This window comes from Pseudomonas lutea (assembly GCF_000759445.1).
GTDB lineage: Bacteria > Pseudomonadota > Gammaproteobacteria > Pseudomonadales > Pseudomonadaceae > Aquipseudomonas > Aquipseudomonas lutea.
Window position 1 is genome coordinate 246,589 of sequence record NZ_JRMB01000002.1, and the last position, 15,418, is coordinate 262,006.

At 58.6% G+C, this 15,418-nt stretch carries 13 protein-coding genes, 4 tRNA genes and 1 riboswitch; of the genes, 8 read left to right on the plus strand and 9 right to left on the minus strand.

Annotated elements, in window-relative coordinates; translation table 11 throughout:
• The first annotated feature begins 214 nt into the window (after positions 1-214).
• The 3 genes from mqo to LT42_RS13260 all read left to right on the plus strand — a co-directional run bounded on the left by mqo (position 215) and on the right by LT42_RS13260 (position 4,280).
• Positions 215-1,855, plus strand: a complete 1,641-nt coding sequence (gene mqo, locus LT42_RS13250) for a malate dehydrogenase (quinone) (RefSeq protein WP_037013725.1) — start codon at positions 215-217, stop codon at positions 1,853-1,855.
• 220 nt (positions 1,856-2,075) lie between these two features.
• The gene (locus LT42_RS13255; protein ID WP_052075278.1) at positions 2,076-2,672 is read left to right on the plus strand and encodes a chemotaxis protein CheB; all 597 of its coding nucleotides are present in this window, start codon (positions 2,076-2,078) and stop codon (positions 2,670-2,672) included.
• A 24-nt stretch (positions 2,673-2,696) separates the two neighbouring features.
• Positions 2,697-4,280 (plus strand): sensor domain-containing diguanylate cyclase, encoded by a 1,584-nt coding sequence (locus LT42_RS13260; RefSeq protein WP_081955388.1) that lies wholly within the window; start codon positions 2,697-2,699, stop codon positions 4,278-4,280.
• Positions 4,281-4,351: 71 nt separating this feature from the next.
• On the opposite strand, the gene LT42_RS13265 is transcribed toward LT42_RS13260, so the two are convergent.
• A tRNA-Arg gene (locus LT42_RS13265) sits at positions 4,352-4,423 on the minus strand.
• A gap of 282 nt (positions 4,424-4,705) precedes the next feature.
• On the opposite strand from LT42_RS13265, the gene LT42_RS13270 reads away from it, so the two are divergent.
• The 3 genes from LT42_RS13270 (at position 4,706) to LT42_RS13280 (ending at position 5,955) form a co-directional block, all read left to right on the plus strand.
• Complete coding sequence (locus LT42_RS13270) at positions 4,706-4,939, plus strand: hypothetical protein (protein WP_037013727.1); 234 nt, start codon at positions 4,706-4,708, stop codon at positions 4,937-4,939.
• Between the two features lie 60 nt (positions 4,940-4,999).
• A complete protein-coding gene (locus LT42_RS13275; protein ID WP_037013729.1) occupies positions 5,000-5,197 on the plus strand; it encodes a PA3371 family protein in 198 nt (65 codons plus the stop codon).
• A 431-nt stretch (positions 5,198-5,628) separates the two neighbouring features.
• Positions 5,629-5,955 carry an Arc family DNA-binding protein gene (locus LT42_RS13280; protein WP_037013730.1) on the plus strand — a complete coding sequence of 109 codons (327 nt, stop codon included), beginning with the start codon at positions 5,629-5,631 and terminating at the stop codon, positions 5,953-5,955.
• Between the two features lie 141 nt (positions 5,956-6,096).
• Here LT42_RS13280 and mgtE read toward each other — a convergent pair whose 3' ends face one another.
• Positions 6,097-7,539 (minus strand): magnesium transporter, encoded by a 1,443-nt coding sequence (gene mgtE, locus LT42_RS13285; protein WP_037013731.1) that lies wholly within the window; start codon positions 7,537-7,539, stop codon positions 6,097-6,099.
• Between the two features lie 321 nt (positions 7,540-7,860).
• Here mgtE and LT42_RS13290 point away from each other — a divergent pair, with 321 nt between their 5' ends.
• Positions 7,861-8,340, plus strand: a complete 480-nt coding sequence (locus tag LT42_RS13290) for a DUF4124 domain-containing protein (protein WP_037013732.1) — start codon at positions 7,861-7,863, stop codon at positions 8,338-8,340.
• Positions 8,341-8,381: 41 nt separating this feature from the next.
• Here LT42_RS13290 and LT42_RS13295 read toward each other — a convergent pair.
• The 7 genes from LT42_RS13295 to ltaE form a co-directional block, all read right to left on the minus strand.
• Positions 8,382-8,458: transfer RNA gene (locus tag LT42_RS13295), tRNA-Arg, on the minus strand.
• A gap of 139 nt (positions 8,459-8,597) precedes the next feature.
• Positions 8,598-8,674: transfer RNA gene (locus tag LT42_RS13300), tRNA-Arg, on the minus strand.
• Positions 8,675-8,781: 107 nt separating this feature from the next.
• Positions 8,782-8,872: transfer RNA gene (locus tag LT42_RS13305), tRNA-Ser, on the minus strand.
• A gap of 62 nt (positions 8,873-8,934) precedes the next feature.
• A complete protein-coding gene (gene csrA / locus LT42_RS13310) occupies positions 8,935-9,123 on the minus strand; it encodes a carbon storage regulator CsrA (protein WP_037013733.1) in 189 nt (62 codons plus the stop codon).
• 178 nt (positions 9,124-9,301) lie between these two features.
• The gene (locus LT42_RS13315) at positions 9,302-10,534 is read right to left on the minus strand and encodes an aspartate kinase (RefSeq protein WP_037013734.1); all 1,233 of its coding nucleotides are present in this window, start codon (positions 10,532-10,534) and stop codon (positions 9,302-9,304) included.
• 90 nt (positions 10,535-10,624) lie between these two features.
• Positions 10,625-13,246, minus strand: a complete 2,622-nt coding sequence (gene alaS / locus LT42_RS13320) for an alanine--tRNA ligase (protein ID WP_037017244.1) — start codon at positions 13,244-13,246, stop codon at positions 10,625-10,627.
• A 142-nt stretch (positions 13,247-13,388) separates the two neighbouring features.
• Positions 13,389-14,393 (minus strand): low-specificity L-threonine aldolase, encoded by a 1,005-nt coding sequence (gene ltaE / locus LT42_RS13325; RefSeq protein WP_037017247.1) that lies wholly within the window; start codon positions 14,391-14,393, stop codon positions 13,389-13,391.
• Between the two features lie 185 nt (positions 14,394-14,578).
• Positions 14,579-14,738: riboswitch (FMN riboswitch) on the plus strand.
• A gap of 124 nt (positions 14,739-14,862) precedes the next feature.
• Between ltaE and LT42_RS13330 the strand changes: the two genes are divergently transcribed.
• Complete coding sequence (locus LT42_RS13330) at positions 14,863-15,357, plus strand: 6,7-dimethyl-8-ribityllumazine synthase (protein WP_037013735.1); 495 nt, start codon at positions 14,863-14,865, stop codon at positions 15,355-15,357.
• Positions 15,358-15,418: the final 61 nt, after the last annotated feature.

Genomic DNA, 15,418 nt, shown 5'->3' on the forward strand with positions numbered 1-15,418 from the left:
CCCAAGCTGCTGAATCCAATGATCGAATAAAAAGCACAGCGCCAAGGGACATGGAACACGAGGTCGACCCGTTTCACTGGCCTCATGACCCTTCCTCCTCGTTTTCCGAGAGCGAAGCCTGCCTGACGTTCGCGCCGCAACCGGCGCCCGCCAACGCAGGACGTTGCGCGACGAATGCGGCAGGCGGATAACTTTTTATCTAGTGGATGATTCGATGTTCAAGAAAACCAGCACGGCTCTGTTGGGCCTGGCGATTTCGGCAACCTTCCTGCAAGCCCATGCCGCAGAAAGCAAGAAAGTCGATGTACTGCTGATCGGCGGCGGCATCATGAGTTCGACCCTGGGCGTATGGCTCAATGAGCTGGAGCCGAGCTGGTCGATGGAAATGGTCGAGCGCCTCGACGCCGTCGCAGAAGAAAGCTCCAACGGCTGGAACAACGCCGGCACCGGTCACTCCGGCCTTGCCGAGCTGAACTACACGCCGGAAGACAAAGACGGCAAGGTCAACATCGCCAAAGCCATCGAAATCAACGAAGCCTTTCAGGTCACCCGTCAGTTCCTCTCCTGGCAGGTTCGCCAGAGCGTCCTGAAGAACCCGCCTTCGTTCATCAACACCACTCCGCACATGAGCTTCGTGTGGGGCGATGACAACATCAAATTCCTCAAGAAGCGTTACGACGCGCTGCAGACCAGCCCGCTGTTCCGCCCGATGCAGTATTCCGAAGACCCGGCGCAAATCGCCAAGTGGGTCCCGCTGATGATGGAAGGCCGCGATCCTTCGCAGAAGCTGGCGACCACCTGGACGCCGATCGGTACCGACGTCAACTGGGGTGAAGTCACCCGTCAGTACGTGTCCTACCTGCAGACCCGCCCGAACTTTGACTTGAAGCTGTCCAGCGAAGTCAACGACATCACGCGCAACGACGACGGCTCGTGGCACGTTGAATACAAGAACCTGAAAGACGGCACCACCACCGGTACCGACGCCAAGTTCCTGTTCATCGGTGCAGGCGGCGGGGCGCTGAAGCTGCTGCAGAAATCCGGCATCCCTGAAGCTCAGGAATACGCAGGCTTCCCGGTTGGCGGCTCGTTCCTGGTGACCGAGAACCCGACCGTCGCCATGCAGCACATGGCCAAGGCCTACGGCATCGCCTCCACCGGCGCGCCGCCCATGTCGGTTCCACACCTGGACACCCGCGTGCTCGACGGCAAGCGCGTGATCCTGTTTGGCCCGTTCGCAACCTTCTCCACCAAGTTCCTGAAAGAAGGTTCGTACCTGGACCTCTTCAGCAGCATGACCACCCACAACTTCTGGCCAATGACCAAAGTGGGCATCGAACAGTACCCACTGGTCGAATACCTCGCCGGGCAGTTGATGCTGTCTGACGACGATCGCTTCAAGGCGCTGCAGGAATACTTCCCGCATGCCAAAAAAGAAGACTGGCGCTTGTGGCAAGCCGGTCAGCGCGTGCAGATCATCAAGCGTGATGCCGACAAGGGCGGCGTGCTGAAGCTGGGCACCGAGGTCGTCGCTTCGCAGGACGGCACCATCGCCGCATTGCTGGGCGCATCGCCAGGCGCTTCGACTGCTGCACCCATCATGCTGAACGTCCTGGAGAAGCTCTTCAAAAACCAGGTCGCGACGCCGGAATGGCAAGCGAAGATCCATCAGATCGTGCCGAGCTATGGCACCAAGCTGAACGACTCACCGGCCGCGGTTCAGCAAGAGTGGAACTACACCGCCGAAGTCCTGCAACTGGGCAAACCGCCTGTGCTTGACCCAAGTGTCGGCACCAGCACCGCTGCTCCGGGCAAGCCTGCCGAGAGCAAAGCTGCCAGCGACATGGCGCTCTAATAACGCCGAACCGGTTCGCATCGACGCTGATGCCGCCGTTCATTGAAGCCACGAGACTCGCGTCTCGTGGCTTTTTTATTGCCCGCTCATAGCGCCTTTGTCGCCGGCTACCACCTTCTCGCCTGCCAACACGCGCATCCAGACCTCCAGTCGCCAGTTCCGAAGGAACGGCAAGCGCGTTTGCCGTGTCCACCGTGTACAACCCTTCAGGAAGAAAGGTATGGACGCTCAAAACACTGACGTATTGAGAGATATCGTTGTAGTGGCAGGTTCGCAAGGCGCGACGGAAGCGCTGCGGATCATGCTTGCACAGTTACCCGCCGATTTCCCGGCCGCGATCCTCATCGTGATCCACACCAGCCCGTCGAGTCCCGGCTATCTGGCTTCGGTACTCAATCGCTACTCCAACTTGCCCGTCGAATACGCCGAACATGGCCAGCCCGTGCTGCCAAGCCACGTCTACCTCGCCTCGGCCGACCGCCACTTGGAGGTCATGGCGCCGGGCATCATCCGCCTGAGCGATGGCCCGAAAGTGAATTTTGCCCGCCCCGCTGCCGATCAGCTTTTTATGAGTGCAGCCGAGGTGTACGGAAGCCGGGTCATCAGTCTGGTACTGTCAGGCGGTGACTCCGATGGTTCGGACGGTGCGGTGGCTGTTTTGAACGCCGGGGGGCTAAGCTTCGTACAGCGGCCCGAGGAAGCAGCGGTGCCGAGCATGCCCATTCAAGCCATGCAGAAGGTTCCTTCCAGCGTGAGTGTGGGCGTAGCGGAGTTGGCGGCTACGTTATCCACAGCGGTCGGCCGCATCCGCCGCTGACGCGTTAACAGGAGGATCGAGAGAATGCCAGGAGGCGAACACCATCAGCCAGCGCCAGGCGCCTTCGATCTGCTAGACCTGGGTCCGGGACGGAACACAACGGTGTTTCGCCTCACGCTGGCCTTCATGATCCTGGTGCTGGTGACATTCATCTCTGTTGAGGGATGGCGAGCCTGGCGCGACTACAGGCACGCCTACGACTTCGCCCGGGACTCGGTGACCAACCTGGCACGCGCCACGGCGCAGCATGCCGAAGACGCCATCAGGCAGGTTGACATCCTGACCTATACGTTGGGGGAGCGCGTTGAGGGCGACGGCCTGGCGACCATGGACGTTCCGCGCATCCACGCCATGATGGTGCAGCAGTCCAGAATCATGCCCCAGCTGCATGGCCTGTTTATCTATGGTGCCGACGGTCGCTGGATCGTCACCGATAAGGACGTGACCCCGGACACGGCAAACAACGCGGACAGAGAGTATTTCAACTATCACCGCACCCACACCGATCACCGCGTTCGCATCGGTAATGTGGTCAAAAGCCGCTCCACCGACGAGCTTATTATTCCCGTGTCTCGAAGGCTCAATAACCCTGACGGCTCATTCGCCGGCGTGCTCCTGGGGACGATCAAGCTCAGTTACTTCATGGACTATTACGGCGATTTCAAGATCGATGATCGCGGGGCACTGGTCCTGGCAATGCGTAACGGAACAATTCTGGTCAGGCGCCCTTTTGTGGATTCGGTGGTAGGCCAAAGCCTGGCGGACAGTGAAGTGTTCAAGAACTATCTGCCTTACGCCAACGAGGGCGTTGCGGAAGTCAAAGCGGTTGTGGACGGTACGCACCGGCTGTACGGATTTCGCGCGCTCTCCAGCTACCCTTTGGTGGTCGAGGCGGGGCTGTCGAGGGAATCATTCGTCGGGCCTTGGCGGCATGACCTCCTCAAATCAGGACTGGTGCTGTTGTTGCTGGTTGCGGTATTCATCGGGTTTGCCTTCATCGTGCTCAGCCAGTTGCGCAGCCGGATGGCCATGGAAAGCGAGATTCGTCTCGCCCATCAGGCAGTCAAAGACATGGCACTGACCGATAGCCTGACGGGGTTGGGCAACCGGCGGCGTCTGGACATGGCGCTGCAGAGCGAGATCGGACGCGCAAAACGACAGCGTTATCCGCTCGCGCTGATCATGTTGGACATCGACTATTTCAAGCGCTTCAACGACCGCTACGGGCATGCGGCAGGCGACGACTGCCTGCGTCAGGTCGCCCAGGCTATCAACGGCGTATTGAGGCGCCCTGCTGACCTTGCAGTCCGTTACGGCGGTGAGGAATTCACCGTGCTCCTGCCGGACACTGACATACGCGGCGCGGGCCGTCTTGCCGAGAACATCCTGCAGGCTATTCGAGGACTGGCTCTGGAGCACGCGGATCACCCTGAACAGTTCGTCACCGCAAGCGCCGGCGTTACGGTCAGATCACCTGCGCTTGAAGACACGACCCCGGCAGGGATGATCAAAGCCGCGGATGCCTACCTGTACTTCGCCAAAAACAACGGGCGCAACCGCTGGTACGCGGACAAGGATGTGCAGGCGGGCGCTGAAGGTAAAGTTTGAGGGAAGACGGGACTGAGGCAGCCTGTGAGGGCGAAGTGGCCAGCGGGAGCGGCGTGCGAACAAGGCAGATATGTCCCCTGCAGGAATCGAACCTGCATCTAGCCCTTAGGAGGGGCTCGTTCTATCCGTTGAACTAAGAGGACACCAAATCGGACGGCGTGCATCTTAACGATAAGGCGCTGGCTTGTCATGTCGTCATTCACAACCCGAGTTGTAGTCCTTCATCTCCGTGCATATCATCGCGCCATCGTGCAGATTGCAATGAGGCCTAGTGACATCATTGCAAAACGCAACCCTACAATCCGTGAATAGCTTTATATCTAGTTGATTTATAAGGAATTTACTACGCTGTGTATTTGGCATGCAGGCTGCATTAGTATCCTGGCGAATTGCCCACTAACGCCGCCATCGCGAAGGTATCCGAGATGAACATGACGCTCTCCCTGCTCAACGCCGCCGCACTCATCACATTGGTAGCTTTTCACTTCCAGGCTGATGGTGGCAAACCGGAGAGCGTGGCGGTTCAAGCTCAGCCTCACCACCTGATGCAGCAGGGGCCGCGCTTCGCGACGATGCCTAGCCAAAGCAGTGAGGCCATCCTGGCCCACGACAGCGAGGAATCGGTTGCAGTGCCACGGTCAGAGCGTTGGGTGTTCTGATTGCTGTTCAAAGCACGCCAGCCAGCCTTATAAGCCCCAGCAAAATTTTAGAGAGCAGCCATGTCCAAAGCAGCAATTTCCTTTTTGATTCTGGCCTTGATGGCCGTCGCTACAGATCAGTTGCTGCTTCCCTCCGCGGAAAGTCTGAGCACCTTGGCAAAAGCCGCCGCTGGCGTTTTTGCGAGCCTGTTCATCGCCGCGCTCTTCGTAGGTCGCCGCATCAAATTTGATCCGGTATTGCGCCAAGCCAAGCCTTGATTCACCCCACGTCGCTCTATGGAGCGTCGTTGCCGCAGACCGCAGCGTCATTCACCGCCGGCTCCGCACTTCCGTTGCTGACTTTTTGTAAGACCCTTCGTCCTTTTCTCACCTCTCCCCTCGTATTCTTCTCACTTTCCCACTACGCTGAAGACAGATAGCCATCATGGCGCTCGTCCAGCACTTTCAGGGCTCCCGGCGTGTATGTTTGCAAACTGGGGCGCATTTCTGATGATTGGTGCTGGCTAATCGCCTTTATCTAGTTCAATATTTGTCACACATTTGACGCCAAGGATTCGACGCATTGGTGCAGGATGGCGATCCTTTATGCGGGCCGGTTGAACATTTTGGGCGAAAGACAGTCAGAGACTGACATCTCGCGGCCTAATGCAAGAACCGCCTCTTTCTTTTGAACTAATTCGGTTAAATATATGAGCCCTATGAAACAGGCCAATTATTCAAGTCGCACAGCTGACAAGTTCGTCGTTCGCCTTCCGGAAGGTATGCGCGAACGTATTGCTGACGTCGCCAAACAGCATCACCGCAGCATGAACTCGGAAATCATCGCGCGCATCGAGCAAAGCTTGCTTCAGGAAGGCGCTTTGGGCGACGAGCCAAGCCTGCGTCTGGACAGCCCGGAGCTCTCGCTGCATGAACGCGAGCTTCTGCAACGCTTCCGTCAGTTGGCCCACCGCCAACAGAATGCATTGGTTTCGCTGATCGCTCATGACACCAGCCTGGCGAACGACGAAGAATAAAGTCGGTTCATCCAGAGAATTGAAAGCCAGCGCCAAGCTGGCTTTTTTGTGTCCGAAAGGCATTGATCCGCCGGAAAGCGCACAATAAAAAACCGCCTGGATGGGCGGTTTTTCGGTTTAAAACGCAGTAGGCGAAAGCGGTTACAAGAGAAAGAGCGTGGCCAACCCCAGAAAGATGAAGAAGCCGCCGCTGTCGGTCATGGCCGTGATCATGACACTTGCCCCCATCGCCGGGTCGCGCCCGAATCGAACGAGTGTCATCGGAATCAATACCCCCATGAACGCTGCAAGCAACAGGTTCAAGGTCATCGCTGCGGTCATGACCACACCCAGTGACCAGCTGTTATAAAGCAGGTAGGCCACAATACCGATCACCCCACCCCATACCAGACCGTTGATGAGTGCCACCGCCAGTTCCTTGCGCATCAAACGGGACGTATTGCCGGTGCTTACCTGATCCAGCGCCATTGCCCGAACAATCATCGTAATGGTCTGGTTGCCGGAGTTGCCACCAATGCCTGCCACAATCGGCATCAAGGCTGCGAGCGCCACCAGCTTCTCGATGGAGCCCTCGAACAGCCCGATGACCCGGGAAGCGAGGAAGGCTGTGACCAGGTTCACCGCCAGCCAGGACCAGCGGTTCCGCAATGAACGCCACACAGACGCAAAGATGTCTTCCTCTTCGCGCAAACCCGCCATATTGAGGACTTCGGTTTCGCTTTCCTCACGGATCAGATCGACCATTTCATCGATGGTCAGACGGCCAATCAGCTTGCCGTTCTTGTCGACCACCGGGGAGGAGATCAAGTCATATCGCTCGAACGCCTGCGCCGCTTCGTAACCATCGCCGTCGGGATGGAAGCTTACCGGGTCACTGGCCATCACCTCCGACACTTGCTTCTCGGGGTCATTGACCAGCAAACGCTTGATCGGCAGCACACCTTTGAGTATGCCGTCGGAGTCAACTACGAACAATTTGTCGGTATGACCCGGCAGCTCCTTCAGGCGGCGCAGATAACGTAGAACCACTTCCAGGCTGACATCCTCACGGATGGTCACCATCTCGAAGTCCATCAGCGCACCGACCTGCTCCTCGTCATACGACAGTGCCGAGCGGACCCGCTCGCGTTGCTGAGTGTCCAGCGCCTCCATCAACTCATGGACGACGTCACGCGGCAGTTCTGGTGCAAGGTCGGCGAGCTCGTCGGCGTCCATCTCCTTGGCTGCCGCAAGCAACTCGTGATCGTCCATGTCGGCGATCAGGGTTTCCCGGACGGAGTCGGACACTTCAAGGAGGATGTCACCGTCGCGCTCGGCCTTCACCAGCTGCCAGACCGTCAGGCGGTCTTCGAGGGGAAGTGCTTCGAGTATGTAGGCGACGTCGGCGGAGTGAAGATCATCGAGTTTGCGCTGCAGCTCGACGAGGTTTTGCCGGTGAACGAGGTTCTCGACACGGTCCTGATGCTGGCCTTCCTGACGATGAGTCAGGTCTTCAACGATGCGCTGACGCTGCAGCAGATCGACGACCTGGGCCAGACGGTCCTGCAGGCTTTCCTGCGTTTTTTTTACTTCTACTTCGGTCATAGGCGAACTCCACTCCCAGCAGTGGAACACGCCAGAAGATCAATCAGTCGATTCTTGATTGGTGAAACTTAGTGTTGAGTGACTACTGGGTAAGTCCATGGAGGTATTCCACAAGCCCCGGCGGGGCTGACGGGCGCAATCATACACCGCTTGCTGTGGGGGAAGGCTAAAAATTCAACGTGGAACAACCGGTTGCAACACAATGTTAATAACCCGCCGAGTCGCAATCCCAATGGCGTCACATCCCGTGAACAAAACCCGCTCGCCGCGATAAACACCCGTCGCTAACCTTCCTCGACGTTCGTCAAGGAGGACACTGCGATGCCAATACACCCCATGCTTTCTTTAACCGGCCTGCTGCTTTTGCTGCCGCTTCCCGCCGCAGCCACAACAGTCAATCGGTGCCACGATCAAGGCGGGAATGTGACCTTCACAACGTTGAGTTGCGGTGCGGGACAGGACACAACAGCCGTGAATATCAACCCGGCATCAGGCATGACCTTCACCCCTCCGACGACGAAAGCAGACGCACTGCATCCGCTCAGAACCAGGGAGGCGGTCGTCGTGGGGCAGCGTGATGATGGATGCGGCAATGTCTTGAACGCACAACAACGCCGCAAGGCGATCATCAATTACAAGACACCGACGGGCATGACCAAACGAGACGTGGAGAGCTTGCTGGGCAAGCCAGACAAAATTGTCAGCCGCAACGCTGAGGTGAGGTATGTCTACAGCGAGAAGAAAGGACACAGCAGGCAAGTCATCTTCGACGAGCACGGCTGCGTAAAAGGTAAACGCTAGACAGCAAAAAGCCCGCATTTGCATGCGGGCTTTTCCTTTTATGGTGCACTCGACAGGATTCGAACCTGTGACCGCTCGGTTCGTAGCCGAGTACTCTATCCAGCTGAGCTACGAGTGCAGATGGCGCTTGATAAACCAGTTCACCGCTGGCTACTGCGTTTTACTTCCGGAAGTGAGTGGTGCTTCCGAAGACCTGTTGAAGCCAGGCTCTTTCTAACTTAAGACAGTCACTTGTATCACTACAAGCAACGCTTAAATGGTGCACTCGACAGGATTCGAACCTGTGACCGCTCGGTTCGTAGCCGAGTACTCTATCCAGCTGAGCTACGAGTGCATTTGTTGCCGCGCATTATAGGCCGTCAAATCTCTTGGTCAAGCACTTTTTCTAGTAAATTCAACAACTTACCGATCAAGCAAGATTACAACGTACTAAGCAAATAATGGCGGAGAACGGGGGATTCGAACCCCCGACACCCTTTTGAGGTGTACTCCCTTAGCAGGGGAGCGCCTTCGGCCACTCGGCCAGCTCTCCGCAACACGGGGCGTATAATAACCACCCTTTTCCCCGTTTGCAAACCAAAAATTCAATAAAAATTAATGGCTTGGTTCTTCGTCCTTCTCCTTCTTTATACGCAGGTAAATCTCTTCACGGTGAACAGCCACTTCCTTGGGCGCGTTAACCCCGAGGCGTACTTGATTACCTTTGACACCGAGCACGGTCACGGTAATTTCGCCGTCACCAATGATCAGACTTTCCGCGCAACGGCGCGTCAGAATCAGCATACCTATCTCCTTACGGCTTGCATTCGAGGGACTACAGTCTGCACAACAAACGGCACAGGCCCGAGCCGCAAGCGACGCAGGTCCATACCTGTGTATCGACCAGCGCCGGAAAAAGAACAGCTTCTCTCACACTTCGACCAGGCGAGGGCGCGGTCATGACCGCGCCTTTCGCCGGGGCTTACTCGCCCTGACGCGGGGCGTCGAGCTCGAACGCCGTATGCAGTGCGCGCACCGCCAGTTCCAGGTACTTCTCTTCGATCACCACCGACACCTTGATCTCGGAAGTAGAAATCATCTGGATGTTGATGCTTTCCTTGGCCAGCGCTTCGAACATGCGACTGGCCACACCGGCATGGGAACGCATGCCGACACCCACGATGGAGACCTTGGCGATCTTGGTATCGCCAATCACTTCACGCGCACCAATTTCATTCGCGGTGTTCTGCAATACCTGAAGTGCAGCCTGGTAATCATTGCGATGCACGGTGAAGGTGAAATCGGTGGTGTTATCGTGCGAAACGTTCTGCACGATCATGTCGACTTCAATGTTCGCACCGCTGATCGGGCCCAGAATCTTGAACGCAACGCCCGGGGTATCTGGCACGCCACGGATGGTCAGCTTGGCTTCGTCGCGATTGAAGGCGATGCCCGAAATGATCGGCTGTTCCATGGATTCCTCTTCATCAATGGTAATGAGGGTACCTGGACCCTCCTTGAAGCTGTGCAGTACGCGCAGCGGGACGTTGTACTTGCCGGCGAATTCCACCGCGCGGATTTGCAGGACCTTGGAGCCCAGGCTCGCCATTTCCAGCATTTCTTCGAATGTGATCTTGTCCAGACGCTGGGCCTGAGACACCACACGCGGGTCCGTCGTGTAGACGCCGTCGACGTCGGTGTAGATCTGGCATTCGTCGGCTTTCAGCGCGGCTGCAAGCGCGACACCCGTGGTATCGGAGCCACCACGGCCGAGAGTCGTGATGTTGCCGTCTTCGTCAACGCCCTGGAATCCGGCGACCACCACAACCCGGCCGGCCTTCAGGTCGGTGCGAATTTTCTGGTCGTCGATCTGCAGGATACGCGCCTTGTTGTGAGCGCTGTCGGTCAGGATGCGAACCTGATTCCCGGTGTACGACACTGCCGGAACACCACGCTTGATCAGCGCCATGGCCAGCAGCGCAATGGTGACCTGCTCGCCGGTGGAAACAATCACGTCCAGCTCGCGCGGCACCGGCTGATCACTGATCTGCCGGGCCAGTTCGATCAGGCGATTGGTTTCGCCGCTCATGGCCGACAGCACGACCACCAGATCATCGCCCGCATCACGGAATTTCTTGACCTTGTCGGCCACCTGTTCGATACGCTCAACCGAGCCCACCGAGGTGCCGCCAAACTTTTGTACGATTAGAGCCATCTCAAAGCCGCCTCAGCCCATGAAGGGCGCCCGTTATCATTCAAACCGCGAAGCGCCGGAGCCCGAACGACGGACCCCGGGTGGGTCGACTTAAATACCTTGTTCGGCGAACGGAACAGCCAGTGCCAGCGCTGCTTCGAGTCCGGCAGCATCAACACCGCCGCCTTGCGCCATGTCAGGGCGACCGCCGCCTTTACCGCCAACAGCGGCAGCTGCCTGCTTCATCAAATCACCGGCTTTGAGTTGGCCAGTCAGGTCTTTGGTGACGCCTGCCACCAGCACGACCTTGTCTTCATGCACCCCGCCGAGCAGGATCACTGCGCGGCCGAGCTTGTTTTTCAATTGATCAACCAGCGCCAGCAGCGCCTTGCCATCCTGACCGTCGAGACGGGCAGCAAGCACCTTCACGCCTTTGACATCGACAGCCGAACCCGACAGGTCGTCGCCCGCAGCGCTGGCCGCTTTGGCCTGTAGCTGTTCGAGTTGTTTTTCCAGCAGACGATTTCGCTCCAGGACTGCCGACAGCTTGTCCAGAACGTTGTCGCGGTTGCCTTTGACCAGGTTCGCGGCTTCCTTCAGTTGCTCTTCAGCCGCGTTGAGGTATTCCAGCGCCACGGCGCCAGTGACTGCTTCGATACGGCGCACGCCTGCGGCCACGCCGCTTTCGCTGACGATTTTAAACAGCGCGATGTCGCCGGTACGGTTGGCGTGGATGCCGCCGCACAGCTCGACCGAGAAACCGCCGCCCATGCTCAGCACTCGAACGCTGTCGCCGTACTTCTCGCCGAACAGCGCCATGGCGCCCTTCTTCTTGGCGGTCTCGATGTCGGTTTCTTCGGTTTCGACGGCGGTGTTCTTGCGCACTTCGGCATTGACGATGTCTTCAAGCGCCTTGATCTGCTCGGGCTTGATGGCCTCGAAGTGGCTGAAGTCGAAACGCAGGCGCTGACTGTCGACCAGCGAGCCTTTCTGCTGGACGTGGTCGCCCAGCACCTGGCGCAGCGCGGCGTGCAGCAAGTGCGTGGCAGAGTGGTTCAACGAAGTGGCCTGACGAACTTCGGCCGCGACTTCGGTGCTGACGGTGGTGCCGACTTTCAGGCTGCCCGACACTTGAACACCGTGGTGCAGGAACGCGCCGCCGGTCTTGGTGGTGTCGCTCACGTCGAAGCGTACGTCGCCACCGGCAGTCAGGTAACCGCTGTCGCCGATCTGGCCGCCCGATTCTGCGTAGAACGGGGTCTGGTCGAGGATGACGACGCCGTCCTCGCCTTCACTCAGCTGCTCGACCGCGATGCCGTCTTTGTAGAGCGCGACGACCTTGGCCTCACCTGCGGTGGCTTTGTAACCGGTGAATTGCGTGGCCACATCAACCTTCACCAGGCTGTTGTAGTCCATGCCGAAGGAACTGGCAGAACGCGCGCGCTCACGCTGGGCGTCCATTTCACGTTCGAAACCGGCCTCGTCGAGGGTCAGGTTGCGCTCGCGGGCGATATCGCCGGTCAGGTCCATCGGGAAACCGTAGGTGTCGTACAGCTTGAACACCACGTCGCCGGGGACGATGGTGCCTTTGAGCTCGGCGAGATCCTGCTCCAGAATCTTCAAGCCCTGCTCCAGGGTCTTGGCGAACTGCTCTTCTTCGGCCTTCAGTACGCGCTCGATGTGCGCCTGCTGGTTCTTGAGCTCAGGGAACGCTTCGCCCATTTCGGCGACCAGTGCCGCGACGATCTGATAGAAGAAGCTGCCCTTGGCGCCCAGCTTGTTGCCATGACGGCAGGCGCGGCGAATGATGCGGCGCAGCACGTAACCACGGCCTTCGTTGGACGGGAGCACACCGTCGGCAATCAGGAAGCCGCACGAACGGATATGGTCGGCGACGACTTTCAGGGACGCCTGATTGTCGTTGCTGCAACCGATGGCGTTGGCAGCAGCGGCCAGCAGGCTCTGGAACAGGTCGATTTCGTAGTTGGAATTGACGTGTTGCAGCACGGCGCTCACGCGCTCAAGGCCCATGCCGGTATCAACCGATGGCGCTGGCAACGGGTGCAGAACGCCATCGGCCGTGCGGTTGAACTGCATGAAGACGTTGTTCCAGATTTCGATGTAACGGTCACCGTCCTCTTCAGGCGAACCCGGCGGGCCACCCCAGATGTCGGCGCCGTGGTCGTAGAAAATCTCGGTGCAAGGGCCGCACGGGCCAGTGTCGCCCATGGTCCAGAAGTTGTCGGAGGCGTATGGCGCGCCCTTGTTGTCACCGATACGCACCATGCGCTCGGCCGGCACGCCGATTTCCCTGGTCCAGATGTCGTACGCTTCGTCATCCGACGCGTATACCGTGACCCAGAGTTTTTCCTTGGGCAGGTTCAGCACGCCGGTGAGGAAGGTCCAGGCGTAAGTAATGGCGTCGCGCTTGAAATAATCACCGAAACTGAAGTTACCCAGCATCTCGAAGAAGGTGTGGTGACGTGCGGTATAGCCGACGTTTTCCAGGTCGTTGTGCTTGCCGCCGGCCCGGACGCACTTCTGGCTGCTGACGGCGCGGGTGTAGGACCGCTTTTCCTGGCCGAGGAAGCAATCCTTGAACTGGTTCATGCCTGCGTTGGTGAACAGCAGGGTCGGGTCGTTACCCGGAATCAAGGAGCTGGAGGCGACTCGGGTGTGGCCTTGCTCTTCGAAGAAGCGAAGGAAGGCTTCACGGATTTCTGCGCTTTTCATAGGTTCTTCCACGGAAACTTCGGCCTGGCACATGCATAGCGTCATTCGACGCAGCGACGGCAAAGGGCCGCATTATATAGGCGTTGTACGCTCGGTACAGCGTGTTATTCGATAGAAACCGGCAATCGGGCTGATGGCACCATCAGTGAACGCCGAATTCGGCAAACGCCGAGACCACTTGATCCAGATGCGCACTCGTCACATCCATATGAGTGACCATGCGCAGGCGCGGCGCGGCGCTCAGGACAATCCCCCGCTCCGCACACAGTGCCTTGAGGGATTGAGCGCGATCGCCAAGTTGCACATAAACCATATTGGTCTGCACCGGTTCGACGTCGAAGCCAAGCTCCGCAAGGGCCTGACCGAGGGCTGCCGCATTGGCATGGTCCTCGGCCAGACGCTGGACTTGATGCTCAAGCGCGTAAAGACCCGCCGCGGCCAGCGAGCCCGCCTGCCGCATGCCACCGCCGACCATCTTGCGCAAGCGACGGGCCTTGCCGATGAACGCGTCTGACCCGCACAGCACTGAACCGACCGGCGCGCCGAGCCCCTTTGAGAGGCATACGGAAACAGAATCAAAATGGCCGGCGATCTCACGCGCGTCGACGCCCAGTTTGACCGAGGCGTTGTACAGACGAGCGCCATCAAGGTGCAGGTTCAAGCCTCTTTCGCGGGTCAATGCCCGTGCCCCCGCGAGGTATTCAAGCGGCAGGACCTTGCCGTGCATGGTGTTTTCAAGGGCCAGCAATCGGGTGCGGGCGAAATGAAAGTCGTCCGCCTTGATGGCGGCGGCGACCTGCTCCAGATCAAGGGACCCGTCCGCCTGGTTGTCGAGCGGCTGAGGCTGAATCGAGCCCAGCACGGCCGCGCCGCCACCCTCGTATTTGTAGGTATGGGCCTGCTGGCCAACGATGTACTCGTCGCCGCGCTCGCAATGGGCCATCAGACCCAGCAGGTTGCTCATGGTCCCGGTGGGCACGAACAGCGCGGCGGCGAAACCGAGATGCTCCGCGAGCCAGGACTCCAGCCGATTCACCGTTGGATCCTCGCCATACACGTCGTCGCCCAGTGGCGCACTAGCCATGGCGTCACGCATGCCGGCCGAGGGTTGGGTCACGGTGTCACTGCGCAGATCGATAACCGCCACGATGAAAGCTCCCATGCAAAAAGGGTCAAGCCTCTGTTCTAAGGCCCGGGGCAACGATAATCAAGGCTTGGGTGCGCAATGCCAAGCCGCCTTAGAAGAAAAGCTGATGAAACCCATCAAAAAGGCTCCAAGCGAATCACGGAAATCTATGTTACAAACTGCACGCCGGCGGAGATTGCCGTCGGCAACGTTCTCAGGGCGGGGTGCGATTCCCCACCGGCGGTAATGGCGCGCAATGCGTCTAGCCCGCGAGCGCTTGCAGCGACTTCAGCGTCGATGCAAGGACAGCAGACCCGGTGTGATTCCGGGGCCGACGGTCATAGTCCGGATGAAGAGAGAACGGGACTGGCACAACAGGATCGTATCGAGACGGGCCGGGCGCATGGCGTCGGGCACACGTTCGAGCGTACCCTGGCATCCCATTCGATCCAAACGCCCTGTTTTTTTCATTAAACAGGAGTCAGAACACATGCAACCTACCGCCATTCACGCTCACGAGCGCGTCGCTTTCATTCAAGCCTGCTGGCACAAGGAAATCGTCGATCAGGCGCGCAAGGGCTTCGTCGCCGAAATGGCTCAGCACGGCTATGCCGAAACCGATATCGACTTTTTTGAAGTCGGCGGCGCCTTTGAAATCCCCCTCCATGCGAAGTTGCTGGCCAAGTCAGGCCGTTACGGCGGCGTTGTGGCCGCAGGCCTGGTCGTCGACGGCGGGATCTATCGCCACGAGTTCGTCGCGCAGTCGGTGATCAGCGCCCTGATGCAAGTCCAGCTGGAAACTGAGGTGCCGGTGTTCTCGGTCGTGCTGACGCCGCATCACTTCCATGCCGGTGAAGAGCATCAGAAGTTCTTCTTCGATCATTTCGTACACAAGGGTCAGGAAGCAGCAAAAACCTGCGCCGACACGCTGACCAAATTGCGGGCGGTGCGTCGGGTCGGTGAGGTGCAGAAGGCGGCGGGTTGATTCCGCAGCTTTACCATGCACACGGTGTAAACGTGTAGGAGCCGGCTTGCTGGCGAATAGA

What these genes read in the sequence shown, in the direction of transcription:
- mqo (WP_037013725.1), top strand. Translation starts at nt 215, where the DNA reads ATGTTCAAGAAAACCAGCACGGCTCTGTTGGGCCTGGCGATTTCGGCA.
- LT42_RS13255 (WP_052075278.1), top strand. Translation starts at nt 2,076, where the DNA reads ATGGACGCTCAAAACACTGACGTATTGAGAGATATCGTTGTAGTGGCA.
- LT42_RS13260 (WP_081955388.1), top strand. Translation starts at nt 2,697, where the DNA reads ATGCCAGGAGGCGAACACCATCAGCCAGCGCCAGGCGCCTTCGATCTG.
- LT42_RS13270 (WP_037013727.1), top strand. Translation starts at nt 4,706, where the DNA reads ATGAACATGACGCTCTCCCTGCTCAACGCCGCCGCACTCATCACATTG.
- LT42_RS13275 (WP_037013729.1), top strand. Translation starts at nt 5,000, where the DNA reads ATGTCCAAAGCAGCAATTTCCTTTTTGATTCTGGCCTTGATGGCCGTC.
- LT42_RS13280 (WP_037013730.1), top strand. Translation starts at nt 5,629, where the DNA reads ATGAGCCCTATGAAACAGGCCAATTATTCAAGTCGCACAGCTGACAAG.
- mgtE (WP_037013731.1), bottom strand. Translation starts at nt 7,539, where the DNA reads ATGACCGAAGTAGAAGTAAAAAAAACGCAGGAAAGCCTGCAGGACCGT.
- LT42_RS13290 (WP_037013732.1), top strand. Translation starts at nt 7,861, where the DNA reads ATGCCAATACACCCCATGCTTTCTTTAACCGGCCTGCTGCTTTTGCTG.
- csrA (WP_037013733.1), bottom strand. Translation starts at nt 9,123, where the DNA reads ATGCTGATTCTGACGCGCCGTTGCGCGGAAAGTCTGATCATTGGTGAC.
- LT42_RS13315 (WP_037013734.1), bottom strand. Translation starts at nt 10,534, where the DNA reads ATGGCTCTAATCGTACAAAAGTTTGGCGGCACCTCGGTGGGCTCGGTT.
- alaS (WP_037017244.1), bottom strand. Translation starts at nt 13,246, where the DNA reads ATGAAAAGCGCAGAAATCCGTGAAGCCTTCCTTCGCTTCTTCGAAGAG.
- LT42_RS13330 (WP_037013735.1), top strand. Translation starts at nt 14,863, where the DNA reads ATGCAACCTACCGCCATTCACGCTCACGAGCGCGTCGCTTTCATTCAA.